This window comes from Nonomuraea sp. NPDC050547 (assembly GCF_044457345.1).
In the GTDB taxonomy this organism is placed as follows: domain Bacteria; phylum Actinomycetota; class Actinomycetes; order Streptosporangiales; family Streptosporangiaceae; genus Nonomuraea.
Window position 1 is genome coordinate 286464 of the sequence record NZ_JBITGW010000006.1, and the last position, 22569, is coordinate 309032.

Sequence of the window (22569 nt, forward strand, 5' to 3'; positions counted from 1 at the left end):
TGCTCTGGCGTCGTTTTGTCCGGATTTATCGATGAATCTCCGTTGATTAGAGATGAGGGCACCTAGTGTGATCACCTGATCACGGGGGAGGACGTGATAGCGCGCTTTCGGGGTTCGGTACGGGGAAGGTTGACGCTCTTCGCGAGCTTCACCATCGCTTTGCTGTGCCTCGTGGTCAACACGTTCGTGCTGGTCGCCATCAGGGAGACGGCCGAGGAGTACCGGGCCAACGAGGTCGTCGGGGCCGCGCTGCGCGTGGTCCACCTGATCAAGCGCGGCACGCTGCCGTCCACCATGGCGCCCGAGCCCGGCGGCGCCCTGCAGGTGCTCAACAGCGACGGGAAGGTGGTCGCCTCCTCGCCCAACCTCAAGGGCAGGCCGCGCGTCTCCGATACCACGCCCACGGCGGACAACTCCGCCAACATCAGCGTGGAGTGCGACCTGTACGCCTACCCCGGCCAGTGCATGGTGGTGTCGACCTTCCGGGTGTACGAGCCGGACGGCGACTGGTACGTCTACACGGTCGGCCCCGTCGTGCCCTGGTACGTGCACCTGAGCGTGCTCGCCTTCCTCATCGGCATCTCGATCGCGCTGACCGTGCTGGTGGCGTTCGGCACGTGGAAGGTCGTGGCCAACACGCTGGCCCCGGTGGACGCCATCCGCTCCAAGCTGTCCGACATCACCGCCACCGACCTCGGCCAGCGGGTACCGGTGCCGATCACGCACGACGAGATCCGCGCCCTCGCCCTCACCGCCAACGAGACGCTGGACCGGCTGCAGACCGCCGTCGAGCAGCAGCGCAGGTTCGCCTCCGACGCCTCCCACGACCTGCGCAGCCCGATCACCGCCATGCGCGCCCAGGTCGAGGAGGCGCTGCTCTACCCCGACAGCGCCGACTGGCCGCGCACCGCCGAGGCGATCGTCGGCAGCCTGGACCGGCTGCAGGCCATCGTCACCGACCTGCTGACGCTGGCCAAGCTCGACGCCGGCGCCTCCGGGGCCAAGGAGCCGGTGGACCTGGCCGACCTCGTCATTTCCGAGACCATCCGGCCGAGGGTCAAGAAGGTCGTCACCTCCCTCGACCCGGGCGTGGTGGTCACCGGCGACCGGCTGCGGCTCGCCCGCCTGCTGACCAACCTCATCGACAACGCCGAGCGGCACGCCGACCACACCATCACCATCACCGTGCGCGAGCAGGACCGCCGGGCCGTACTGGAGATCCTGGACGACGGCGCGGGCATCTCGCACGACCAGCGCGACATCGTCTTCCGGCGCTTCACCCGGCTGGACGCCTCCCGCAACCGCGACGCCGGAGGCACCGGACTCGGCCTGCCGATCGCCCGGGAGATCGCCACCAGCCACCATGGCACGCTCACCATCGGCGACTCCGCGCGCGGCGCCCGGTTCGTGCTCTCACTGCCGCTCAGGGAGCCGTGACCCAGGTGTTCACCCGATGGTCGGTGAGAAGCCGGATGACAGCGATCGCGGCGGGCAACGCGCTCGTCCTCAACCTCGTCGTGGCCGTTCTCGTCACGCCGCTGGTCCACGTGGTGATCAGCGACTACGTCACCGAGCGCGTGGCCAAGGCGGCCCGCCGCGTCGCCTTCAACGTCGAGCGCTTCGCGCCCGTCGGCGACCTCAAGTCCGTCACGTCCACCGAGGAGATCGACGCCCTGCAGGTCGTCGACAACGAGTCGAAGGTACGGCAGGCCAGCGAGCGGCTCCTCGGCCTGCCGCCGCTGACCAACCTGAAGCCCACCGAGGACGACGGCCGGGTGTCGGCCACCACCTGCACCAGGCTGTTGCCCGGCAACCCCTGCCTGACCACCGTGGGCTTCCGCGTCAGCGTGGACGGCAACTACTGGATGTCCTACGCCTTCGGCCCCGACATCCCGTGGTACATCAGCCCGCTCTACGCGCTCGGCCTGCTGGCCGGCGCGCTCGTGCTCACCGTGCCCAGCTCGGTGGTGGCGTGGGCGGCGGTCGGCAACGCCCTGCGGCCGGTCAAGGACATCAAGACCGAGCTGGCCGAGATCACCGCGACCGACCTGGGGCGCCGGGTGCCGCGCTCGCCGCGCCGCGACGAGCTGGACGACCTGGCCAGGACCGTCAACGACACCCTCGACCGGCTGGAGGCGGCGGTGGAGCAGCAGCGCAGGTTCGCCTCCGACGCCTCCCACGACCTGCGCAGCCCGATCACCGCCATGCGCGCCCAGGTCGAGCAGGCGCTGCTCTACCCGGACGAGACCGACTGGCCGCAGACGGCCAGGGAGGTGCTGGCCAGCCTGGACCGGCTGCAGGCCATCGTCGGCGACCTGCTCACGCTGGCCAGGCTGGAGGCGGGGGCGCCGGGCCGTACGGAGCGGGTGGACCTGGGCGAGCTGGTGGCGGCCGAGTCGGGGCGGCCCAGGTCGAAGCAGGTGGCGACCTCGCTGGAGCCGGGCGCGACGGTCCTGGGCGACCGGGTACGGCTGGCCCGCCTGCTGACGAATCTCGTCGACAACGCCGAGCGGCATGCCGACGAGTCGATAACGATCACGGTTCGGGCAGAAGGCGGGCAGGCCGTCCTGGAGGTGATGGACGACGGGGACGGCATCGCGCCCGATCAGCGCGAGGTGGTTTTCCGGCGTTTCACCCGGTTGGACGCCTCCCGCAACCGCGACGCGGGCGGTACGGGACTGGGTCTGCCGATCGCCCGGGAGATCGCCACGAGCCACGACGGGACGCTCACGATCGAGGATTCGACCCACGGTGCCCGGTTTGTCCTGCGGATCCCACTCGCTGATGGTTACCGAGGGTAATAGAGTTCTCGGCTGTGACACGGGGTTTCAGCCGATTACGACGTGAGGATCTCCTCAAGACGGCCTGCGAGGTGATTGCGGCCCGTGGGTTCGGGCATACCCGGACCCTCGACATCGCCCGGGCGGCGGGCGTGAGCCAGGCGTTGCTGTTCTACCACTTCGAGACGAAGGAACAGCTGATCGCCGAGGCCTTCGCCTACGCGGCCAGGCAGCACCTGAACGCGATCGGCAAGATCGAGCGCTCGCCGCATCCGCCGAAGGAACGCCTGCGCGCGCTGATCAGACTGAGCTCGCCGGGCACCTCGGCCGCGGGCTGGCGCATCTGGATCGACGCCTGGTCGGAGTCGATGCGCAACCCCGAGCTCGAGGCCACCACCCGCCGCATGGACGTGCACGGCAGGACCGTGCTCAAGGAGATCATCGCGGCCGGGGTCGAGTGCGGCGAATTCACCTGCGCCGATCCCGAGGCCTCCAGCTGGCGGATCTTCGCGATGATCGACGGCCTCGCCGTACAGCTGCACGTGCACGACAAGCTCATCTCCCGCCGCAAGGTCCTCCTGCTCGTCCGTACGGCTGCCGCGATGGAGGTGGGCCTGACGGTCGACGACGTGTGAGCCGGGTCACTCTTCCCTCGCTATTGGATGCTCCGTACAATTACGTGGCGAGGAGAGGAGTGCCTGCGATGACAGCAGCACCGAGCTCTACCGCCGCACGGGAATCCGACGAGACGGTCGCCGACCGCAGTGCCTACGAGACGGTCATCCATCGCCTCTCGAAGGCCTCGGTCGACAAGCACTGGGAGCCGTACAAGGACATCCCCTGGGACGACCCCGAGTTCCTGATCGACCAGGACGACCCGCGCTGGGAGCTGCCCGAGGTCGACAAGCTGGGCGCGCACGCGTGGTACCGGTCCCGCTCCCCCGAGGTCAGGGCGCGGATCGGGCTGTTCAGGGTGGCCACCGCGATGAAGATCGGGCTGCAGTTCGAGAACCTGCTCAAGCGGGGCCTGCTCAACTACGCCTACCGCCTGCCCAACGGTGCGCCGGAGTTCCGCTACGTCTACCACGAGACCATCGAAGAGGGACATCACGGGATGATGTTCCAGGAGTTCGTGAACCGCACGAAGATGCCTGTGCGCGGCATGCCGGGGCCGCTGAGCCTCATCGCCCAGGTGGCGCCGTGGATCCCGCTGATCTCCACCGAGCTGTTCTTCATCTTCGTGCTCGGCGGCGAGGACCCCATCGACCACGTGCAGCGCAAGATGCTCAAGGACGGCAGAAAGCACCACCCGCTGGAAGAGACGATCATGCGCATCCACATCGCGGAGGAGGCCAGGCACATCTCCTTCGCCCGGCACTACCTGCGCAACCGGGTGCCGCGCATGCCCCGCCACCGCAGACTGCTGCTGGGGATCATCTCGCCGATCATCCTGGGCGTCATGGCCCGGATCATGCTCGCCCCGCCCGGCCCGATGATCAAGCGCTTCAACGTCCCGCCGCACGTGGTCAGGGAGGTCTACACCGACAGCCAGGCCGCCGCGGCGGAGATCCGCGACTCGGTCGGCAAGACCCGCGAGCTGTGTGTGGACGTCGGCCTGGTCAACCCGCTCACCCGGCGGATCTGGCGGGTCATGGGCATCTGGGCGCCGAGCGGGAAGAGCGCGTGAGCCCCTCGCCCGCCGGGCGGGTGAAGTGCGCGATCGTCACCGGAGGCGCGTCGGGAATCGGCCGGGCGCTCGCCCGTGACCTGTCCCTGAAGGGCGTGGCCGTGACGATCGCCGACCTCGACGAGGCGGCGGGCAAGCGGGTGGCCGCGGAGTTCGGGCTGGACTTCGCCCCGCTCGACGTCACCGACGCCGAGGCCGTGGCCGCCCTCTTCCACCGGGTACGGCAGGAGCGCGGGCGGCTCGACTTCGTGTTCAACAACGCGGGCATCGCCATCGGGGGCGCCACCGAGGAACTGTCCCTGGCGCACTGGGACAAGGCCGTCGACGTGAACCTGCGCGGCGTGGTCCACGGGGTGCACGCGGCGTACCCGATCATGCTGGAGCAGGGGTTCGGGCATCTGGTCAACACCGCGTCGATGGCGGGGCTGGTGCCGGCGCCGTTCATGCTGCCCTACACCACGACCAAGCACGCGGTGGTCGGGCTGTCGCTGGCGTTGCGGGCGGAGGCGGCGGCGCGGGGCGTGCGGGTGAGCGTGGTGTGCCCGGGGTTCACCGACACGCCGCTGCTCGACCACGCCAACCCGGGACTGCCGGAGACCGAGATGGGCCGGCAGGCCAGGAGCGCGGCGGTGCGGGCCCAGGGGCGGCTGTACGCGGTGGACGCGCTGGCGCGCGACATCCTGCGCGGGGTGGCGCGCGACCAGGCGCTCATCGTGGCTCCGGCCTCGGGGCGGATGGCGTGGCGCGGGGCCAGGATGTTCCCGGCGGGCGCCGTGCGGGCGGCGGCGCTGGCCGTGCGGCGTCTGCGTGTTTCACCTTCCGGCAACGTTTCACCTCCCGACAAAACGGACATAAAGCCATAAATCGGGGAGGTGTTCCGTGTGAGTTCCAAGTCGCGCCAGTCGCGCGAGCAGCACGAGGACAGTACCGGCCGGCGGTCGGAGGTGGAGACGCCGAAACCCTTCGCGAAGGTCAGGGCGGCCTCGCGGGGAACCACGGAACGCACCGCGTCGGGCGGCGCGCTCTCGCGGCGGCTGGCCAAGCAGTCCCTCCCCCTGCGCCGCGGTCAGCGCGGCGGCACCACCAAGAGCTGACCTGGACGCCCTAGGCCGCCACCTAGGGAACGCCGGGGCGCCCCCACCGCCCACCTGGGGGCGCCTCCGGTTCCGGCGAACGGCGCGGCCGACACCCCGAGCGGCCGCGCGTCACGTGGGGGTGGAACCGAGAGGCCGGTCCCGGGCCCTCCAGCCCGGGACCGGTACGCACGCTAGAGCTGGGGCTCCGGCCGCAGGTCGACGCGGGCGTCCCGGGGCGCGCCGTCCATCTCCAGCACGACGATCTCGTTGGCGCCCTCATGCAGGAGCGGCCACGGCACGTACAGGGTGACCTGCGGGCCCTTGTCCCAGTAGCGGCCGAGGTGGAAGCCGTTGACCCACACGTGCCCCTTGACCCAGCCGGGCAGCGCGAGGAAGCCGTCCGCGGGCCGTTCGACGTGGAGGGTGCCGCGGTGGAAGGCCGGGCCCTCTGCGGCGGACGCGCGCCCCCACGGCAGCGCCGAGACGTCCGACAGCGGCACGGGGTCGATCTCCCAGCCGAACAGGTACTGCTGGTCGTGCTGGACGCCGTCCAGGACGCCCTTGCGCTCGCCCACCAGCGGGCCGTAGTTGACCCGGCCCATCGCCTCGACCACCAGCGTCAGCTCGGCGCCCTCCGCGGGCGTCTTGACCTCCACGTCGGAGCTCCCGTTGCGCTCCAGCACCCCGGCGACGGCGCCGTCGACGAGCACGTTCGCCCGGTCGCGCAGCCCTCTGACGCGCACCCGCAGCGCGTCGCCGCGCGGACCGGGGATCCGGGTGCGGTAGACGGCCAGGCCGTAGTCCTGGCCGAGCTCCTCGAACGTACGCGTGGCCGCGCTGCGCACGGTCCCGGTCGAGAGCACGTCCAGGCAGTCGAGCAGCGCCAGCCGTTCGCCCAGCTCCACCCGCCCCGGCGGCAGCGACTCCTGGACGCTCTCCGGCACAGGCGGCAGGTCGGCGTGCCGGCCCAGCGCCTCCCGGTAGGCCCAGAACTTCGGCGTCAGCGCCCCGCTCTCCGAGATCGGCGCGTCGTAGTCGTAGGAGGTGACGGTCGGCTGGTAGGTGTCGCCGTCGGCGTTGGCCCCGGCCCAGAAGCCGAAGTTGGTGCCGCCGACGGCCATGTAGAAGTTGACGGAACCGCGCTCCAGGATCTCCTCCAGGGCCTGGGCGGCGTCCCGCGGGTCGCGCGTGTGGTGCTGCTCGCCGTAGTGGTCGAACCAGCCGTTCCAGAACTCCATGCAGAACGGGTCGTCGTCCGGCCGGTGCCGCGCCAGCGCCTCGAACTGCCGCTCGGCCCCGCTGCCGAAGTTGGCCGTGGCCAGAACGCCGGGCAGCGTGCCGCCGGTCAGCATCAGGTCCGTGGCGCCGTCGGAGGTGAACAACGGGACGTCGATGCCGCGCCGTACCAGTCCGTCGGCCAGGTGGCGCAGGTAGACGGGGTCGGTGCCGTAGGAGCCGTACTCGTTCTCCACCTGGACCATGACGACGTTGCCGCCCCTGGTCGCCTGGTGGGCGGCGATGCGCGGGATCAGCTCGTCGAAGAAACGGTCCACCGGCTCCAGGAAGCGCGGGTCGTGGCAGCGGTAGGGGCCGGGCAGCCATGACGGCAGCCCGCCGTTCTCCCACTCGGCGCAGATGTACGGCCCGGGCCGCACGATGACCTTCAGCCCGGCCTCCCCCGCCGCCAGGAAGAAGCCCTCCATGTCGGCCAGGCCGGTGAAGTCGAAGCGGCCGGGGCGTGGCTCGTGCAGGTTCCACGGCACGTACGTCTCGACCGTGTCCACTCCCATCGCCCGCAGCTTGCCCAGCCGGTCCGGCCACTGCCTGGGCAGCGTCCGGAAGTAGTGCATGGCTCCGCTGAGCACCTTCATCGCCGGTTCCTTCTTGCCGATAATGGTTTGCTTCGCCGTACTTTAGAGCATGTGTGCTCAGGGGCGGCGGGCGAGCAGGACCTGCGTGCGGACCTCCTCCACCCAGCGGCCCGACGGGTTCGCCGCCGTCAGGGCGGCGCGCAGCGCGCCGACGAAGGCGTCCTTGCGCTCGCCGAGGCGGGCCGGCGCCGAGTAGGAGTAGGACAGCTGCAGGCCGATCACGTCGTCCTGGTCCCGATCGCGCCGCCAGGTGAACACCTCCGACTCCAGGTCCCCGAACGGCGAGTCGGCCAGCACCTCGTCATGATGCTTGCCGCTGGCCTGGAAGGAGTCGCGGGCGGTCAGCCCGTTCACCCCGAACTCCTCCCGCACCCGCCGCGTCACCGGCTCCCACGGCAGGTTCTCGTGGTCGCGCGTGGGGCCCACCAAGGCGACGATCCCGTCCGGCGGCAGCAGGCCGTCCAGATCGGCGAGGACCGTCCGCCGGTCCATCCAATGGAAGGAACGGCCCATCACCACGTGGCCGAAGCCCGGCAGTTCCCGCAACGTCGTCGAATCGCCGGCCAGCCACCGGATGTTCGACCGCCCGGCGCCGAGCTCGCGCCCCTCGGCCAGCATCTCCTCAGCCGGATCGACCGCCAGCACCCCTTCCACCTGCTCCGACAGCGGGATCGCCACCGTGCCGGGTCCGCAGCCCAGATCGAGCACGGTGGCCCGCGCGCCGAACGCCGCGGCCAGCCGGTCGATCGCCGCCTCGCCGTGGTCGGCGCGGTGTCTGGCGTAATAGGGGGCGGCACCGCCGAACAGGTCATCCATAGGTGGGACCATAGACGGGTTTCGAGGTGTTCGAGGGAAGGTCAAGATCGGTGAGGCGGCTTCTCACGGTCCTGCTGCTCGCCTGTGCGGCGGTCGGCGGCTGGATCGCTCCAGCGCAGGCGCACAACGTGCTGGTCTCCAGCGATCCCCGCGCGGACGCGGTGCTCACCGCGGCGCCGCAGCGGGTCACGCTCGTCTTCGACCAGCCGGTACGGCAGGGCTACGCGCAGATCGGCCTGACCGGGCCGGGGGGCGAGGCGCTGACCGCGGGCGCGACGGTGGTGGCCAAGGAGCGGGTGAGCGTACCGCTGAAGGCGCTGACCGCGAACGGCGCGTATGTGGTCGGCTACCGGATCCTGTCCTCGGACGGGCACCCGGTGACCGGCCAGGTGCGCTTCACCCTCAAGCTGTCCGCCCCGGCCGGCGAGGCGCCGCCCGACGGGCGGCCCGGCGCCACCGCGGTGGCACAGCCGGCGACGGGGTCGGCCGACCTCAGCGCGCGGGCGGCGGAGGCGGCGGCCAACGGCGGGGCCGGGATGGCGGTCGTCTGGATCGCCGGCGCTTTGCTGCTGCTCGCGGCCGGTACCGTGATCGCCCTGCGCAGAGGCGCCCAGCCCGCTTCACCCGAGGCCCCGTCGCCGGGCGGCAAGGGCACACGGGCATGAGCGGCACCACGCCGGTGCGCAAGAGCGAGGACCACGAGAGCGTGGCGCCCGGTCCGGATACCGACCGCGACCCCGCCGACCGCGGACTGGCCGGGGTGCGTGGGATGGCCGGGGTGTTCGTGCTGGCCGCCGTTGCGTCGGCTGTGGTGGCGAGCACGGTGACCGCGCAGGAGGCGGTGCCGGGCATCGTGCTGCCGGGGCCGGTGGTGGCCTTCGGGCTGCCGGTCGTGCGGGTGCTGCTCGACGTGGCCGCGGTGGCGACCGTGGGGCTGAGCCTGCTGCCCAAGCTGCTCGGGTTCGACGAGCCGGAGCGCACCGAGCCGGTTCTCCGGCGCGTGCGCCCGCTGGCGGTCACCGCCGCCTGGGCGTGGGCGATCTGCGCGCTCGTCACCATCGTCTTCCAGGCCGCCGAGCTCAACCCGGGCGGCGTCCCCACCCTCGGCATGATCGCCGCCTACGTGAACGGCGTGGGCACCGGCCAGGGGCTGCTGTTCAGCGCCGCGTGCGCGCTGGCGGCGGCGGGGATCGGGCTGATGGCGGTGCGGTTCGGCGAGAAGGTGCCGGCCGAGCTGCGGATCGTGGTGGCGGCGTTCGGGCTGCTGCCGATCCCGGTGACCGGGCACGCGGTCGACTCCGTCTGGCACGACCCGATCATGATCTCGATGGAGCTGCACGTGATCGGCGCCGCCGCCTGGACCGGCGGGCTGCTGGCCACCGTGGTGTTCCTCGCGCCGCGCCGCGACCTGCTGGCGACGGCGCTGCCCAGGTTCTCCCGGCTGGCGACGCTCGCGCTGGTGCTGGTGGCCGCGTCCGGGCTGGTCAGCGGGCTCGGCACGCTGGCGCTGACGCCGGGTGTGGAGCTGCCGGGCGCGATCCTGACCACCGAGTACGGCCTGCTCGTCGTCACCAAGGTCGCCCTGACCGCGCTGCTGGTGCCGCCGGCCGCGCACATCAGGTGGCGCCTGCTGCCCGGCATCGCCGCGGGAAAGGCCACCTCCGTGGTCGGCTGGGCGAGCGCGGAGGTGGCCGTGATGGGCCTGGCCTACGGCGTCGCCGTGGCCATCACCCGCGCCTCGATCGGCTGACCGCCCAGGCCGGCGCAACCCCGCGCGGCCCGGCCGAGCACATGGGCGGGCACGGCCGCGCGGCTCGCCGCGGCGCTCAGGCGGGGACGATGTCGCGGGGTTCGAGGGGGTGGAGTTCGAAGCGGTTGACGAACCATTCGCAGGCCAGCCACGCGGCCAGCAGCCCCGCTCCCGCCCAGAGGGCCGACGTCGTGGCCAGGGGCGGGGCGCCCAGGAGTCCTTGCATGCCGTTGAGCGTGCCGTACACGCCGCCCATGAGCGCGCTCTGCGCGATCAGCCCCCCGTAGACGGCCGCGGTCGCGAGGACGGTCCCGGCGACGGCGCGCACCACCGGCATCCTGATCGCGAACGCCAGGTCCACCGCGATCGCCCCGGCGACCAGGAAGAACGGCACCGCCGACGGCGGGAACCCGGTGGCGGTCAGCATCGGCCACACGATCGTCCTGAACCCCACGTACGCGAGCGCGACCAGCGTGGCGCTGCCGAAGCGGCCGATCATCAGCCGGGCGACGGCCAGCACGGTCATGCCGACGACGACGGCGTAGACGGGATAGAGCGCGTCCGGCACCGGCAGCGAGAAGCCGACCATGGTGGTCCGGTCGACCTCCCGCCCCATCTGGTCGGCGGCGAACTGCAGCAGGATCGGCTCGGCGTAGGCGGAGTTGTTGTCCCAGGCGCCGATGGACAGCACGCCGTACTCCTGGTGCTGCTCGGGGAAGTGCACGTTCTCCAGGAAGAACGCGAAGAACGCGCCCAGCACCACGGTCCGCTCCCGGCCGGGCGGCGCCCCGGTGAACCAGCCCCGGATCACCCCGGCGATCATGAAGAACGTGCCCACGTACAGCAGGATGTGCGACGGGCTCCACGAGGTGATGTCGAGGCCGTTGACGCGGTGGTTGATCAGGTCGAGCGGGACGGCCACCAGGAAGATCCCGGTCCCCCACTGGATGAGTCGCAGCGCCGTCCTGTCGACGCCGTAGCCGGTGTAGCCGTGGACGATGGTGAGGGCCAGGGCGAGGACCGTTCCGGCCGAGTTCAGCAGGTGCGGTGGGGCCAGGTCGTCACGCAGCCACTTGAAGTGCCAGGAGACGTCCCAGGCCGAGCCGAGCAGCTTGAGTGAGAACGCCGCCAGCCAGCCGTAGTAGAGGACCCGGAAGAGGTCCGGTGGCGTCTCGCGCCCCGCCTGGCCTCTGGTCCAGTACGGCAGAGCCCAGTCCTTGATCATTACTGCTCGTTTCACGGCACGAAATCTTGCCCGGCCTTTACCCACATCGCAATCGGGGGCGGACTTGACACAAACCGCAGATCAAGCCGGGCGCAGCCTTACGGGAAGGTGCTTGAGCCCGTTCTGGAAGTTGGAGGTGAGGCGGACCGGCTCCCCGGTGAGCGTGACCTCCCAGCGCAGCAGTTCGGTGAAGACGGCGCGCATCTGCACCCTGGCCAGATGCGCCCCCAGGCAGAAGTGCGGCCCGAAGCCGAAGCTGACGTGGTCGTTGGGGGTACGGCCGGCGTCGAAGCGGTCGGGGTCGGCGAAGACCGCCGGGTCGCGGTTGGCGGAGGCGTGGTAGACGACGACCTTGTCGCCCTCCTTGATCTCCTGGCCGGCGAGGGTGAGGTCGCGCGTGGCCGTACGGCGGAAGTTCATGACGGGCGGCCAGAAGCGCAGCATCTCCTCGATCGCCGACGGCAGGAGCGCGGGGCGGGCGCGCAGGCGGGCGTGCTCGGCGGGATGGCGCAGGAGGGTGAGCAGGCCGCCGGGGATGCCGTTGCGCAGGGTCTCGTTGCCGGCGACGGCGAACAGGAAGAACATGTTCTGGAACTCGGCCTCGCTCAGGCCGCCCCTGAGCATGGCCGACATCACGGACGTCTCGTCGGTCGGGGTGGCGGCCAGTGCCTCGGCGTAGGCGAACATGTCGGCCAGGGCGGCCTTCGAGCGGGGGTTCACGCCGGGTTCGAGCTCGGGGCGGGCCGCCAGCGCCAGCCGTCCCATGGGGCTCAGCCGCCGCGCGTCGGCCGTGGACAGCCCCGCGTAGTCGGCGTCCTGGTAGCCGATCACCCGCGAGGCCCAGTCGTGCAGCAGCCGCCGGTCGCCGTCCGGCACGCCCATCACGTGCGCGAGTGTCCAGACCGGCAGGTCGGCCACCACCTCCACGAAGTCGCACTCACCGGCCGCGAAAAGCGCCGCGGCCCGCCCGGCGATCGTGCGCTCCAGCAGCCGCACGGCCCGGGGCGAGAACGCCGCCGCCACGATTCCGCGCAGCCTGGAGTGGTCAGGCGGGTCGGTGTTGAGCATCATCGCGCGCACGAACGCGAGATCGGCCGGCGTCGCGGGATCGCGGATCTGGGTGGCGCCCCGATGGGAGGAGAAATCTTCGGGTGTACGCAGCACATGCTTGACCTCTTTATGCCGAAATACCCCGAAATATCCAGGCCCTGCCTGCCACGGCCCCACCGCGGGCTCCGGAATCCGGTGCACCGGCGCCTCATCCCGCAACCGGGCGAACAACGCGTAGGGCACACCACTCCCGTACGTCGACGGCAGAAAGACGGTCTCCACACCCATGGTCCCCAGCGTGCATGATGACCCCGTGACACCTGAAGAAGGCGACGCGATTCTCCGGGACTACTTCGCCCCCTGGATCCAGGACCTCGGACTGCGCGTGGAAGAGGTCGGTGAGCGCCACGCGGTGGTCCGGCTGCCGTGGTCCGACGCGCTGGCCAGGCAGGGCGGCGGCCTGTGCGGGCAGGCCATGATGGCCGCCGCCGACACGGCCACGGTGATCGCGATCTCCTCGGCCAGAGGCGGCTTCGTGCCGATGACGACGGTGCAGCAGTCCACGACGTTCCAGCGGCCGGTGGCGGGCAAGGACGTGCTGGTGCACGTGCGGATCACCAAGCTGGGCAGGACGCTGGCATTCTCCGACGTCACCCTCACCCCCGACGGCGCCGCCGACCCGGCCGCCCACGCCAGCACCGTCTACGCCATCCTGGCCTGACCCGCCTCACGGCGGCGGGCGGCCCGCGTCACCGCGGCGGGCGGCCCGCGTCATGGGAGCCGGCGGCCCGCATCACGGCAGCGGCGGCCGCTTCACGGGAGGCCGCGGCCCAGCGGTGGGCGCCCCAGCGGTCGGCGATGCCGGCGGCCCTGGTGAAGTGGGCGCGGGCCGTACCCTCCTCGCCCAGCAGGCGGGCCAGCTGCCCGAGCGTGTGCGCGGGCGGCGGCAGGGCGACCGACATGCTGCCCGCCCCCGCGGGCGGCCCACCGGCGTGCGGGAGCAGCGCGTCGTACAGCTCACGCGCGCCCTCACGCTCCTCCAGCGCGGCCATCGCCGTCGCACGGAAGGCGGCGAAGACGGGGAAGAAGTAGTCGGCCCTGATCGGCACCGCCCGCCGCCGCATCTCGCGGGCCTCATCCAGCCGTCCCTCCGCCGCCAGCACCACGGCGACCAGGTCGGCGGCGAGCCCGCCGTACTCCTCCAGCAGCCGCCACGCCACCTCCGGCAGGTCCTCGTCCATGAAGGCGGCCCGCACGAGCAGCAGGTACCCGTGCGCGTGCAGCGAGCCGTGCCCGGCCATCCGCGCCGTGGCCTCGGCATAGGTACGGCGGGCCGCGACGTCGTCCCCCCGGATGCGGGCGAGGGTGGCCAGCGCGCACTCCCCCACGTTCACCGGCTCGGTCATCCGGTAGCGCCTGGCCAGCTCCAGGCTCTCCTCGACCAGCTCCAGCGCCCGATCGGGCTCGCTCTCGGCGACGGCGACCGTGGCGCGCAGGAACAGCGTGTACCACCGGTACTCGGGCGCCTCCACCCGCGCGAGCCGGTCGGCGATCCCGGCGCGTTCCCGCGCGTCGAGCACCGGGTCGAGGTCGTGGGCGAGGGTGGACAGGGCGCGGGCGAGCAACGACGGGTCGTCCAGGCCCGTGGCGATCGCGACGGCGCGCCGGGCGGCGGCCCGTGCCTCGGGGGCGCCCTGGGCGGCCAGTTCGGCGGCGTAGGCGTCCAGCAGGCGGCAGCGCACCGCCTCATCCAGGCCGGGTCGTTCCATGAGCCGCTCCAGCAGCGCCACGAGCGGGCGGTCGACGCTGCCGTAGGCGTGGTTCTGCCAGGGGACCGGGCCCGTCCAGGCGGTGAAGGCGGCGATCTGCAGGCCGGGGTCGCCGTCGGCGGCGTCGATGGCGCGCTGTCTCGTGGCCCTGGCGCCGCCGAGGTCTCCGGCCCGCACCTGGGCGCGCAGGAGCCTGCCGAGCAGGCCGATGCGCTCGGCCTGGCCGTGCGGCACGCCCTGGCCGTCCAGGTGGGCCAGCACGTCGGTGAGCAGGTCCACGGCGGCCGCGTGGGCGAAGCGCGCCTCGGCCAGCTCGGCGGCGCGCACGCCGTACTCGACGCACTTGGGGGAACGCGCCCGCGCGTAGTGGTAGGCCAGCGCGGACGCGTCGTCCGGCGCATGTGCTTCCAGGGCGTCGCCGATGCGCAGGTGCAGCCGTTCGGCGCGGGCCATCGACAGCTCACCCGCCACCGTCTCGCGCACCAGCGCGTGCACGAACCGCACCCGCCCCGTCCCGGGCTCCGTGAGCAGCCCGGCGATCAGCGCCGACTCCACGCCGTCGAGCACCGCTTCCTCACCCAGGCCGGAGGCGGCGACGAGCACGTCGACGCTTGACTCCCGCCCGGCGACCGCCGCCAGCCTGAGCACGCTGACGGCGCCGTCGGGCAGCCTGGCCAGCCGCCGCAGCAGTACCTCCCGCACCCCCTGCGGCACCCCGTCGAGCAGCGCCCGCGCGCCGGCGGCGGGCCGGAAGACGCCTTCGCTGTCGAGCAGGCGGGCGGTCTCGCGGACGAAGAACGGGTTGCCGCCGGTGCGCTCGGTCAGCGCCGCCACGGTGGGGGCGTCGACCGGCACCTCGCTCAGCCCCGACAGCAGCGCGGCCACCGCCTCCGGCGTCAGCCCGGGAAGGGGCAGACGCAGCGGTTCGCGCCTGGCCAGCGCGGCGAACGTCTCGGTGAAGCCGCCGTCGAGCTCGTCGTCGCGGTAGGCGGCCACGAGCAGCACCCTGCCCTCCAGCCCGGACATCAGCGCGAGCGTCTCGGCGTCGGCCCAGTGGAGGTCGTCGAGCATGACGGCCAGCGGACGTTCCCCGGACACTCCGGCCAGCCACGACCAGACCGCCCTGTGCAGGAGGAAGCGGCCGGTGGCGGCGTCGCCGTCCACGGTGGCGCTCTCGCCGAGCAGCGTCGCGAGGGTGGGCGCGAGCTCGGCCGGCGGCGGCGCGTGCGCGGCCACGGCCCGCAGGATCTCACCCCACGCCCACGCGGGCGGGACCCCTTCGGCGCGAGGGCAGCTTCCCGCGGCCACCAGCCACCCGTCGAGGGTCAGCCGCTCGTGCAGCCGCCGCAGGAGCGAGGTCTTGCCGAGCCCGGCCTCCCCGCTCACGAGCGCGACTCCGGGTCCGCCGGAGCGCGCGGAAGCGGCCGCGCGCAGCAGCGCCTCCAGCTCGGCCGCGCGCCCCACGAACTCCCCGCCATCCGGTACGGCCCGCGCTCCCCCGTCCTCCGGAGCGGCGGCGACCGGCGCCGCGACCGCCTCCACCCGCCCGTTCAGGATCGCCGACTCCAGCCCGGCCAGCACCGGCCCGGGATCCAGCCCCAGTTCCCCGGCCATCACCTCGCGGGCCCGCCGCAGGGTGGCCAGGGCGTCTCCCTGCCGCCCCGCGTGCCACAGGGCCAGGGCGTGCAGCCGCCAGCCCTCCTCGCGCAGCGGGGCCTCCCTGATGAGCACCTCGGCCTCGGGCACCGTCCCCGCCGCGTCGCCCGCCCGCAGCCCGGCCGCCACCCGCAGTTCCCGCGCCGCCTGCCGCAGCTCCTCCAGCCGCGCCACCTCGGCGAGGGCCCATCCGGCCTCGGCCGCCTCGGCGTAGGCGGGTCCCCGCCACAGCCCGAGTGCCCGTTCCAGCCGGGCCCGCGCCGGGGCGCCGTCGAGGGAGCGCGCCTCGTCCAGCAGCCGCTCGAACTCCCACGCGTCCACGGCGTCCCCGGCCAGCCGCAGCGCGTACCCCGGAGGAGCGCTCACCAGCAGCCGCGCGGGCGTGCGCGGCGTCCGGCCGGGTTCGAGAAGCCTGCGGAGATTGGAGACGTACGCCTGCAGGGACGCGAGCGCCTGTGCCGGGGCGCGGTCGTGCCAGAGGTCGTCGATCAGCCGGTCGGCGGAGACCACGTGCCCGCGCGCCGCCACCAGCACCGCGAGAACGGCACGCTGAAGCGGCCCGCCCAGCGGCACCGCCACCCCGCCGACCTCGGCCGCGAACGACCCGAGCACCCTGATCCTCACCATCGCCCCACATGGTACGAGGAGCTCCAAGCCGGACTCCAAGTCCCTTCCAAGCATCAATGCCGAAGCTGTGGCCATGAAGAACAACGCCCGCGCCCTGCGCGTCACCGCCGCCGCACTGACCTGGATCGCCGCCCTCATGATCGGCTACGTCGGCTTCAGCTACCTGTTCACGCCGATGGCCACCGCCCCGAGCTTCGGCCTGCCCGCCTGGCCCGGCGCGGAGGCTGCCGGATTCCTCAACGTGAAGGGCGTGCGCGACGTGGTGTCCGGCCTGATCCCGCTGGCGCTGCTGCTGTCGGGCCAGCGCAGGGCGCTCGGCTGGAGCCTGGCGGTGATCTCGCTGATCCCGTTCGGCGACGCCGCGGTCATCCTGGCCAACGGCGGCTCGGTCATGGCCGCGCTCGCCATCCACACCGCCACGGCCGTCGTGGTTCTGGCCACCGCCGCCCTCCACCTGCGGATCTCAGTGATCTCTCAGAATCGGTAAGTATGCTCCGACTCCATGAGAAGAGTGTCCGCGCTGGTCGCGGTACTTGCCCTGATCGGGGCGGTGGCGTGGCTGGTGTGGCCGTCGGGTCCGGAGGTGCGCGGCCAGGAGAGCCGCCTCGCCGTCACCGACGGGCCCGCCGACGACCAGCGGGTGGAGCTCGACACGACGTTCTTCCCGCCCGCGGGCGGCGGGAAGGCGCCCGCGGTCCTGCTCGCGCACGGCTTCGGCGGCAGCAAGCAGAGCGTCCGCGACGACGCGCTACGGCTGGCGCGCGACGGCTACGCCGTCCTCACCTGGTCGGCCCGCGGGTTCGGCCGCTCGACCGGCCAGATCGCGCTGAACTCCCCCGACTACGAGGTCAAGGACGTCAAGCAGCTGATCGACTGGCTGGCCAAGCGCCCCGAGGTCGTCCTGGACAAGGCGGGCGACCCGCGGGTGGGCATCGCCGGCGGCTCCTACGGCGGCGCCATCGCGCTGATGACCGCCGCCCACGACGCGAGGGTGGACGCGATCGTCCCCCAGATCACCTGGTACGACCTGGCCGACGCCCTCTTCCCCGACGCCACCGGCCAGGGCCCGCAGAGCGGCGTGTTCAAGAGCCTGTGGGCGGGTTTCTTCTTCGGCAGGGGCGCCCCCTCGGCCCAGGGCCTGCAGGCGCTCACCCGCCGGCCGGCGCCGATGACCGCCGACGAGGCGCGCTGCGGCCGCTTCCTGCCGGAGATCTGCGCGATCTACCAGCAGGTCGCCACGACCGGCCGGGCCACGCCCCAGGCGGTCGAACTCCTGCGCAAGGCCAGCCCCAGCTCCGTCCAGGGCCGCGTCAAGGCCCCCACGCTGCTCATCCAGGGCCAGCGCGACTCGCTGTTCCCGCTGGGCCACGCCGACGCCAACGCGAAGGCGATCGCGCCGGGCACGCCGGTGAGCGTCATGTGGTTCGACGGCGGCCATGACGGCGGAAACGGCGAGGCCGACTGGCTCTACGACCAGACCTCGTCCTGGCTGGCCCGCTACCTCAAGGGCGACACCGCGGCGGCCCCGGTCAAGGCGTTCACCGTGACCAGGGACGGCGGCCGCGACCCCGGCACCCGCCAGCGCATCCGCCTGCACCCCGAGACCGGCGCGTACCCGGGCCTGTCCGGCACCACCACCACGGACGTCACGCTGGCGGGCCCCGAGCAGAACATCGTCAACCCGCCCGGCGGCAACCCCGCCTCCATCTCCACGGTGCCCGGCGTCAGCGGCCTGTTCGGCGGCGGAGGCGCCCAGAACAACCTGAGCGTCTCCCTCGACATGCCGGGCCAGGCCGCGAGCTTCGAGTCGGCACCGCTGACCGCCCCGCTCCAGCTGACCGGCTCGCCGTCGGTGAAGCTGCGCGTTCACGGCAAGGGCGAGGTGACGCTGTTCGCCAAGCTGTACGACGTCCCCGACGCCATCCAGCCGCCCACCCTGCCCGCCGGGCTGGTCTCGCCGCTGCGCGTGAAGATCCCCGACGGGGCGCAGAGCGCCGACGTGACGGTCGCGCTGCCCGCGCTCGACCACCGGTTCGCCGTGGGTCACCGGCTCCGGCTGACCGTCACCACCACCGACATGGGCTTCGCCACCCCGGCCGAGCCCGCCTCCTACCGGGTCGCGCTCGCCGCGCCCGTCCTGAGCGTGCCGACGGTGGCGACGCTGAGCGCCCCGCCGAGCGGCGTCGCGTGGTGGGTGTGGGCGATGCCGCTGGCCGCGATCGTGCTGGCCGCCGTCCTGCTGGTCACGGGCAGGGCACGCGGGGGTACGGCGGGCCGTACCGACGGGGAGGGCTCGGCGCCGCTGGAGATCAGCGGGCTGACCAAGGCCTACCGCAACGGCGAGAAGGCCGTGGACGAGCTGTCGTTCCGCGTCGAGCAGGGCCAGGTGCTCGGCCTGCTCGGCCCGAACGGAGCGGGCAAGACCACCACGATGCGGATGATGATGGGCCTCATCCACCCGGACGCCGGCGAGATCCGCATCTTCGGCGAGCGGGTCACGCCGGGCGCGCCCGTGCTGTCGCGGCTGGGCTCGTTCGTGGAGGGGCCGGGCTTCCTGCCGCACCTGTCGGGCCGGGAGAACATCGAGCTGTACTGGGCGGCGACCGGCAGGCCGGCGGCCGAGGCGCACATGGAGGAGGCGCTGGAGATCGCCGGGCTCGGCGCGGCGCTGGAGCGTGCCGTGCGCACGTACTCGCAGGGCATGCGGCAGCGCCTCGCGATCGCCCAGGCGATGCTGGGCCTGCCCGACCTGCTGGTGCTCGACGAGCCCACCAACGGTCTCGACCCGCCCCAGATCAGGGAGATGCGCGAGGTGCTGAAGCGCTACGCCCGCGACGGCCGCACGGTGATCGTCTCCAGTCACCTGCTGGCCGAGGTGGAGCAGACCTGCACCCACGTGGTCGTCATGCACCGCGGCCGCCTGATCACCACCGGCCCGGTGGCCGCCCTGCTGGCCAGCTCCAACGGCCACGGGCCACGCCTGGAGGACGTCTTCCTTGACCTGATCGGAGAGAACTCGTGAGCGAGGAGCGGACGAAGGAGGCACTCCTCACGGCGGTGGAGGAGGGCGGGCGGCCCAACACGGCGGAGGGCTACGCGCCGGGCAGGACGCTCCCGTTGCGGGTGGAGATCGTCCGCCAGTTCAAGCGGCGCCGGACCATGGTCATGTTCGGGCTGCTGCTCGCGCTGCCGTGGATCCTGGTCATCGCCTTCCAGTTCGGCCCCCAGCAGCCCAGCGGGCAGCAGGCCGGGCTGCGCATCTCCGACCTGGCCACGGCCAGCGGCCTGAACTTCGCCGCCTTCGCGCTGTCGGTCTCGGCCAGCTTCCTGCTGGTGGTGGCGGTGGCGCTGTTCTGCGGCGACACGGTGGCCAGCGAGGCGAACTGGTCGTCGCTGCGCTACCTGCTGGCCGCACCGGTGCCGCGCGACCGCCTGCTGCGCCAGAAGCTGATCGTGGCCCTGGGCTTCTCCGCCGCCGCGGTCGTCGCGCTGCCGCTCATGGCGCTGCTGGCCGGGACGGTCGCCTTCGGCTGGGACGACATCCAGGTGCCGGGCACCGGCGAGGTCATCCCGGCCCTGGACGTGCTGCCGCGTTTCGGCATCGTGATCGGCTACGCGCTGGTCAGCCAGCTCGTGGTGGCGGCGCTGGCGTTCCTGATCTCCACGGTCACCGACTCGCCGCTCGGCGCGGTCGGCGGCGCGGTCGGACTGTGGATCGTCTGCACGATCCTGCAGGCGGTCGAGGCCCTGGGGACGCTGCGGGAGTTTCTGCCGACGTTCTGGAACACCGCCTGGCTGGACGCCCTCGCGCCCACCATCGACTGGGGCGGCATGGCCAAGGGCGCCTCGATCTCGGTGACGTACGCGGCGCTGCTGCTGGCCTTCACCTTCCGCCGCTTCCGGCGCAAGGACGTGGTGTCCTAGGCCCAGTGGGGGGGCTTGTTCTCCAGGTAGAAAGTGTCGTCGTCGGCCTCGCGCCAGTCGCCCCACGCCACGTCGGTGTCGTCGGCGGTCTGCTCCGGGAGAAATTCGCTCACGGAATACATGCTACCGAGACGAACAAACCCGACCCCGCGCCGTCCGCCGCCCCAAGGACATCAGGTTTGACCGGGGGTACGATGCCATTGCAGGTGTCGCCTAACCCCCCGTGAGGCTGCCCATGGCCACCCCTACAGGTTGGCGGCGAGAAGGCAATCTGCCGGCGGAGCTGACGAGCTTCGTGGGCCGGAACCGCCTGCTCGCCAATCTCAAACGCCACCTGGGTGAGTCACGCCTGGTCACGGTCACCGGCATCGGCGGCGTGGGCAAGTCGCGCACGGTGCTGCGCCTGGCCCATCAGGTCCGCTCCCAGTTCGAGGACGGCGTCTGGTTCGCCGACCTGGCCCGGCTGCAGGACACGGGCATGGTCAAGCACACGATCGCCTCGGCGCTCGGCATCGCCGACCAGTCCTCGCGCGAGGCGTCGGAGTCGCTGACGGAGTGGGTCGGCGGGCGGCACATGCTGCTCATCATCGACACCTGCGAGCATCTGGTCCAGGGCTGCGCCGAGCTGGTCGAGGAGCTGCTGGCGGCCAACCCGAGCCTGCGCATCCTGGCCACCAGCCGGCAGTCGCTGCACCTGCCGTACGAGCGGGTGGTGCCCGTTCCGCCGCTGCAGGTGCCGGGCGAGGACCTGACCGAGAGCCTGTTCACCAACGAGTCGGTGCAGTTGTTCGCCGACCGCGCCGGTTCCGTGATGCCGGAGTTCGTGCTCGACGAGCACAACATCGGCTCGGTGGCCGAGCTGTGCCGCCGCCTGGACGGCATCCCGCTGGCGATCGAGCTGGCCGCAGTGCGGCTGCGGGCGCTGTCGGTGGACCAGATCCTGGCGCTGCTGGCCGACCGGTTCAGCCTGCTGGCCGGGGCCAGCCGTACCGCGCTGCCCCGCCACCAGACGCTGCGCGCGGCCATCGGCTGGAGCCACGAGCTGTGCGAACCGGCCGAACGGCTGCTGTGGGCGCGCCTGTCGGTCTTCGCCGGAGACTTCGAGCTCGATGCCGCCCGCTTCGTGTGCGCCGACGACCGGCTGCCCTCCGAGGCCATCACCGATCTGGTCACCGGCCTGGTGGAGAAGTCGATCCTGCTCATTCGCAGCAACCACGCGGGCGTACGCTACAAGCTGATCGACACCCTGGCCGAGTACGGCGAGGAGTGGCTGGACAAGCTCGGCGAGAGCCAGCAGATGCGCCACAAGCACCTGCAGTACTACCTGAGCCTGGCCCAGCGCAGCGAGGACGCCTGGTCCGGCCCGCGGCAGATCTACTGGTTCGTGCGCATGCGACAGGAGCATGACAACGTCCGGGTGGCGCTGGAGCACGCGCTGCAGACGGCGGGCGAGGCCGTACAGGCGCTGAAGCTGCTGTCGTCGCTGTGGTTCATGTGGATCTGCTGCGGCTTCACCCGCGAGGGCCGCCTCTACCTGGAGCGGGCGCTGCAGGCCAACCCCACCCCCAGCAAGGAACGCTGCAAGGCGCTGTGGGTGCTGTCGTACGTGCGCAGCGCCCAGGGCGACAGCGCCGGCGCCCTGTCGGCGGCCGAGCAGTGCAGCACCGAGGCGGTCAGGGTCGGCGACTCCAAGGCGGTCATCCTGGCCTCCAAGATGCAGGGCACCGCGGCGCTGCTCCAGGGCGACCTGCAGAAGGCCAGCGCGCTGCTGGGCGTGGCGATCGAGTTCAACACCGACAACAAGGAGCTCAACCCCGGCCTGCTGCCCGCCATCGTCGAGCTGTCGATCGTGCTCACCTCGCAGGGCGAACTGTATGAGGCCGAGTCGCTGCTGGTCGACTGCCTGCAGGTGTGCAAGGAGCGCGGCGAGCTGTTCGTCAGCTCCTACGCCTACTGGGCGCTGGCGCTCACCCGGCTGGCCACCGGCAGGGCCGACGACGCGCTGCAGGACGCCCAGGAGGGGCTGCGGATCAAGCGGCACTTCCACGACACGCTGGGCACGCTGATCGCGCTGGAGACGACCGCGCGCATCTACACGGCGCTGGAGCAGCCGTTGCTGTCGGCTCGCCTGCTCGGCGCGCTGCAGCAGAACTGGAAGACCGCGGGCCTGCCGATGCTGGGCGCTCCGTGGCTCACCGACGACCACGACAAGCTGGTCAAGGAGTGCCAGAAATCGCTGGGCGAGGTGGCGTACAAGCAGGCGTCGGAGTTCGGGGCCAAGCTTGACCTGGACGAGGCGTCCGCGCTCGCGCTGGGCGAACTGGACGCCCCGTCCTGA

At 72.2% G+C, this 22569-nt stretch carries 18 protein-coding genes; 13 read left to right on the forward strand and 5 right to left on the reverse strand.

Translation table 11 applies throughout. The features are described 5' to 3' along the window. The first annotated feature begins 129 nt into the window (after positions 1-129). From ACIBHY_RS17630 to ACIBHY_RS17655, 6 genes are all read left to right on the forward strand, one after another. A complete protein-coding gene (locus ACIBHY_RS17630) occupies positions 130-1437 on the forward strand; it encodes a sensor histidine kinase (protein ID WP_397242249.1) in 1308 nt (435 codons plus the stop codon). 35 nt (positions 1438-1472) lie between these two features. Further along, positions 1473-2801, forward strand: a complete 1329-nt coding sequence (locus tag ACIBHY_RS17635; RefSeq protein ID WP_397307198.1) for a sensor histidine kinase — start codon at positions 1473-1475, stop codon at positions 2799-2801. 14 nt (positions 2802-2815) lie between these two features. Continuing rightward, complete coding sequence (locus tag ACIBHY_RS17640; protein WP_397242245.1) at positions 2816-3415, forward strand: TetR/AcrR family transcriptional regulator; 600 nt, start codon at positions 2816-2818, stop codon at positions 3413-3415. A gap of 68 nt (positions 3416-3483) precedes the next feature. Further along, positions 3484-4467 carry a diiron oxygenase gene (locus ACIBHY_RS17645; RefSeq protein WP_397307199.1) on the forward strand — a complete coding sequence of 328 codons (984 nt, stop codon included), beginning with the start codon at positions 3484-3486 and terminating at the stop codon, positions 4465-4467. Then, the gene (locus tag ACIBHY_RS17650; protein ID WP_397242241.1) at positions 4464-5330 is read left to right on the forward strand and encodes an SDR family NAD(P)-dependent oxidoreductase; all 867 of its coding nucleotides are present in this window, start codon (positions 4464-4466) and stop codon (positions 5328-5330) included. The genes ACIBHY_RS17645 and ACIBHY_RS17650 overlap by 4 nt, the downstream gene beginning before the upstream one ends. Before the next feature lie 18 nt (positions 5331-5348). After that, positions 5349-5561, forward strand: coding sequence for a hypothetical protein (locus tag ACIBHY_RS17655; protein ID WP_379609662.1), 213 nt, complete (start codon positions 5349-5351; stop codon positions 5559-5561). A 173-nt stretch (positions 5562-5734) separates the two neighbouring features. Here the strand turns inward: ACIBHY_RS17655 and ACIBHY_RS17660 are convergent, their stop codons facing one another. Continuing rightward, entirely contained in the window at positions 5735-7414 is a 1680-nt protein-coding gene (locus tag ACIBHY_RS17660; RefSeq protein ID WP_397307200.1) for a beta-galactosidase family protein, read from the reverse strand. A gap of 57 nt (positions 7415-7471) precedes the next feature. Then, positions 7472-8230, reverse strand: coding sequence for a class I SAM-dependent methyltransferase (locus ACIBHY_RS17665; protein ID WP_397242237.1), 759 nt, complete (start codon positions 8228-8230; stop codon positions 7472-7474). A 50-nt stretch (positions 8231-8280) separates the two neighbouring features. On the opposite strand from ACIBHY_RS17665, the gene ACIBHY_RS17670 reads away from it, so the two are divergent. After that, entirely contained in the window at positions 8281-8895 is a 615-nt protein-coding gene (locus ACIBHY_RS17670) for a copper resistance protein CopC (RefSeq protein ID WP_397242235.1), read from the forward strand. Next, a complete protein-coding gene (locus ACIBHY_RS17675; RefSeq protein ID WP_397307201.1) occupies positions 8892-9980 on the forward strand; it encodes a copper resistance D family protein in 1089 nt (362 codons plus the stop codon). The genes ACIBHY_RS17670 and ACIBHY_RS17675 overlap by 4 nt, the downstream gene beginning before the upstream one ends. A 76-nt stretch (positions 9981-10056) precedes the next feature. Here the strand turns inward: ACIBHY_RS17675 and ACIBHY_RS17680 are convergent, their stop codons facing one another. Next, a complete protein-coding gene (locus tag ACIBHY_RS17680; RefSeq protein WP_397242231.1) occupies positions 10057-11220 on the reverse strand; it encodes a hypothetical protein in 1164 nt (387 codons plus the stop codon). Positions 11221-11286: 66 nt separating this feature from the next. Next, positions 11287-12543, reverse strand: coding sequence for a cytochrome P450 (locus ACIBHY_RS17685; protein WP_397307202.1), 1257 nt, complete (start codon positions 12541-12543; stop codon positions 11287-11289). 25 nt (positions 12544-12568) lie between these two features. Between ACIBHY_RS17685 and ACIBHY_RS17690 the strand changes: the two genes are divergently transcribed. Then, entirely contained in the window at positions 12569-12976 is a 408-nt protein-coding gene (locus ACIBHY_RS17690; protein ID WP_379609655.1) for a PaaI family thioesterase, read from the forward strand. A 28-nt stretch (positions 12977-13004) separates the two neighbouring features. Here the strand turns inward: ACIBHY_RS17690 and ACIBHY_RS17695 are convergent, their stop codons facing one another. Further along, a complete protein-coding gene (locus ACIBHY_RS17695; RefSeq protein ID WP_397307203.1) occupies positions 13005-16307 on the reverse strand; it encodes a BTAD domain-containing putative transcriptional regulator in 3303 nt (1100 codons plus the stop codon). Between the two features lie 73 nt (positions 16308-16380). Here ACIBHY_RS17695 and ACIBHY_RS17700 point away from each other — a divergent pair, with 73 nt between their 5' ends. The 4 genes from ACIBHY_RS17700 to ACIBHY_RS17715 all read left to right on the forward strand — a co-directional run bounded on the left by ACIBHY_RS17700 (position 16381) and on the right by ACIBHY_RS17715 (position 22569). Further along, the gene (locus ACIBHY_RS17700; protein ID WP_397242225.1) at positions 16381-16794 is read left to right on the forward strand and encodes a DUF4267 domain-containing protein; all 414 of its coding nucleotides are present in this window, start codon (positions 16381-16383) and stop codon (positions 16792-16794) included. Positions 16795-16809: 15 nt separating this feature from the next. Then, positions 16810-19329, forward strand: a complete 2520-nt coding sequence (locus ACIBHY_RS17705) for a CocE/NonD family hydrolase (protein ID WP_397307204.1) — start codon at positions 16810-16812, stop codon at positions 19327-19329. Next, the gene (locus ACIBHY_RS17710; RefSeq protein WP_397242221.1) at positions 19326-20231 is read left to right on the forward strand and encodes an ABC transporter permease; all 906 of its coding nucleotides are present in this window, start codon (positions 19326-19328) and stop codon (positions 20229-20231) included. Before ACIBHY_RS17705 ends, ACIBHY_RS17710 begins: the two co-directional genes overlap by 4 nt. A gap of 295 nt (positions 20232-20526) precedes the next feature. After that, positions 20527-22569: an ATP-binding protein gene (locus ACIBHY_RS17715; RefSeq protein ID WP_397242219.1), complete on the forward strand. Its 2043-nt coding sequence runs from the start codon at positions 20527-20529 to the stop codon at positions 22567-22569.